The organism is Streptomyces niveiscabiei (genome assembly GCF_001419795.1).
GTDB lineage: Bacteria > Actinomycetota > Actinomycetes > Streptomycetales > Streptomycetaceae > Streptomyces > Streptomyces niveiscabiei.
In genome coordinates, this window is the sequence record NZ_LIRL01001043.1 from 1 (window position 1) to 2,234 (window position 2,234).

2 protein-coding genes are annotated in these 2,234 nt (G+C 72.8%); both read left to right on the plus strand.

Features of this window, described 5'->3' with window-relative positions:
• Positions 1 to 82: 82 nt before the first annotated feature.
• Complete coding sequence (locus AOK24_RS39365; RefSeq protein WP_055724725.1) at positions 83 to 1,135, plus strand: zinc-dependent alcohol dehydrogenase; 1,053 nt, start codon at positions 83 to 85, stop codon at positions 1,133 to 1,135.
• Positions 1,128 to 2,234, plus strand: a 1,107-nt coding sequence (locus tag AOK24_RS39370) for a sugar phosphate isomerase/epimerase and 4-hydroxyphenylpyruvate domain-containing protein (protein ID WP_159052153.1), incomplete at its 3' end; no start/stop codon positions are given. The genes AOK24_RS39365 and AOK24_RS39370, both read left to right, overlap by 8 nt.

Genomic DNA, 2,234 nt, shown 5'->3' on the forward strand with positions numbered 1-2,234 from the left:
GGGGTGCCTTCGGTGGCGGTGCCGGTAGAGTTGGCCGTAGAGCGGAACAAGTGAACCGTCTAGTGGTCTGCTGGGAGGTCTTGTGAGAGCGGCGGTTCTGGTGGCTCCGGGGCGGGTCGACGTGGTGGAGGACTGGCCCCTGCCGGAGGGCGGGCCAGGGGATGTGGTCGTCGCCGTGGAGGGGGTGGGAGTGTGCGGGACCGACCTCGCCGTGTTCCACGGCCGGCGTGAGGTTCCGGGGAGTCCGTGGGTGATGGGGCATGAGGGGTTCGGGCGGATCGTCGCCGTAGGAACGGACGTGGTGGACCGCCAGGTGGGCCAGCGGGTCGTCATCGAACCCAATTACGCCTGCCTGGAGTGTGCGGACTGCCGCACGGGGTTGACCTCGGCGTGTCCGCGTCGCGCGATCGTCGGTCTGAACAGCCCCGGTGTCCTCGCCGAACGGGTGGTGGTCCCGGCGCCGTTCGCTCACCCTGTCGGCTCGGCTGAAGACGCCGCCTCAGCTGGGGAGTTGGGCGCCGAAGGGGCGGACCCGGCCGACCTCACCGACCCCGCCGGTCCGATCAGCCTCGCCGACCTCGCCTGCGCCGAGCCGTACGCCGTCGCGCGCGCCGCCGTTCGCCGCAGTGGGGTGACGGCGAGGGACCGGTGCCTGGTCGTCGGTGCGGGGGCGCAGGGGTTGCTGGTCTGTCTGACCCTGGCCCGCCTCGGCGCCGTACCCGTCGTCACGGAACCCCACCCCCTGCGGCTGGAGAAGGCCGTACGGCTGGGCGCGGTCGCGGACGACGGGCGGGGCGGGTTCACGTACGTGTTCGAGACGTCCGGGTACGCCCCCGCGCTGCGCCCGGCGGTCGAGCGGGCGGCGCCGGGCGCGACGGTCGTGCTGGTCGGCCTCAACTCCGAGCCGCTGCCGCTGAGTACGGACGACGTGGTGCGCCGCCAGCTGGTGGTGCGCGGCTCGATGATCTACGACCACCCCGGCGACTTCACCGCGGCCGTCGCCGAACTGCGGACCGCCCGCCCCGGCAGGGTGATCGAGGCGGGGTTTTCTCTGACGGAGGCTCAGGAGGCGTTCGCGGGCGCCTCTTCGCGGGCCGGCAAGACCTGGATCAGGATCGGGAGCGGCCATGCGTAAGTCCATCGCCACCGTCTGCCTCAGCGGCACCCTCACCGAGAAACTCGCCGCCGCCGCGCGCGCGGGCTTCGACGGCGTCGAGATCTTCGAGAACGACCTCCTCGCCAGCCCCCTCACCCCGGAGGAGATCGCCGCCCGCGCGGCCGACCTGGGCCTGACGATCGACCTCTACCAGCCGATGCGCGACATCGAGGCCGTCCCCGAGGACCTCTTCGCCCGCAACCTGCGCCGCGCCCGCCACAAGTTCGAGCTCATGGGACGCCTCGGCGTGGACACGGTCCTCGTCTGCTCCAACGTGTCCGTACTCGCCCTGGACGACGACGAGTTGGCGGCGGCCCAGCTCGCCCGGCTCGCCGACGCGGCCCGGGAGTCCGGTATCCGCGTCGCGTACGAGGCGCTCGCGTGGGGGCGGCACGTCAGCACGTACGACCACGCCTGGCGGATCGTCCGCGACGCCGGCCACCCCTCGCTCGGCACCTGTCTCGACAGCTTCCACATCCTGTCCCGGGGTTCTGAGCCCAAGGACCTCGAAGGCATTGCGGACATCCCCGGCGAGAAGATCTACTTCCTCCAGCTCGCCGACGCGCCCGTGATGGCGATGGACGTCCTCCAGTGGAGCCGCCACTACCGCTGCTTCCCGGGCCAAGGCGGCCTGGACGTCGCGGGGTTGCTCCGCCACGTCCTCGCCACGGGGTACGCCGGACCCCTCTCCCTCGAGGTCTTCAACGACGTCTTCCGCCAGGCCGACGCGGGCCGCACCGCCCTCGACGGCATGCGCTCCCTCCTCGCCCTGGAGGAGAGCGCGGGCGCCTCCCGGCTCCCGACTCCCGTGGGCGTGACGGGAGTCGCCTTCGCCGAACTGGCGACGAGCGACCCCCAGCCGGCCGAGGACCTCCTCGCCGCCATCGGCTTCACCCGCACGGCCCGCCACCGCACGAAGCCGGTCGCCCTCTGGGAACGCGGCGAAGCCCGCGTCGTCCTCACCACGGCGACCGGACGCACGCGGACGACCCTCGCGGCCCTGGGCCTGGAATCCACGGAGCCCGCCGCCTCGGCCCGCCGCGCCGAAGCCCTCCTCGCCCCCACCCTCCCCAAACAC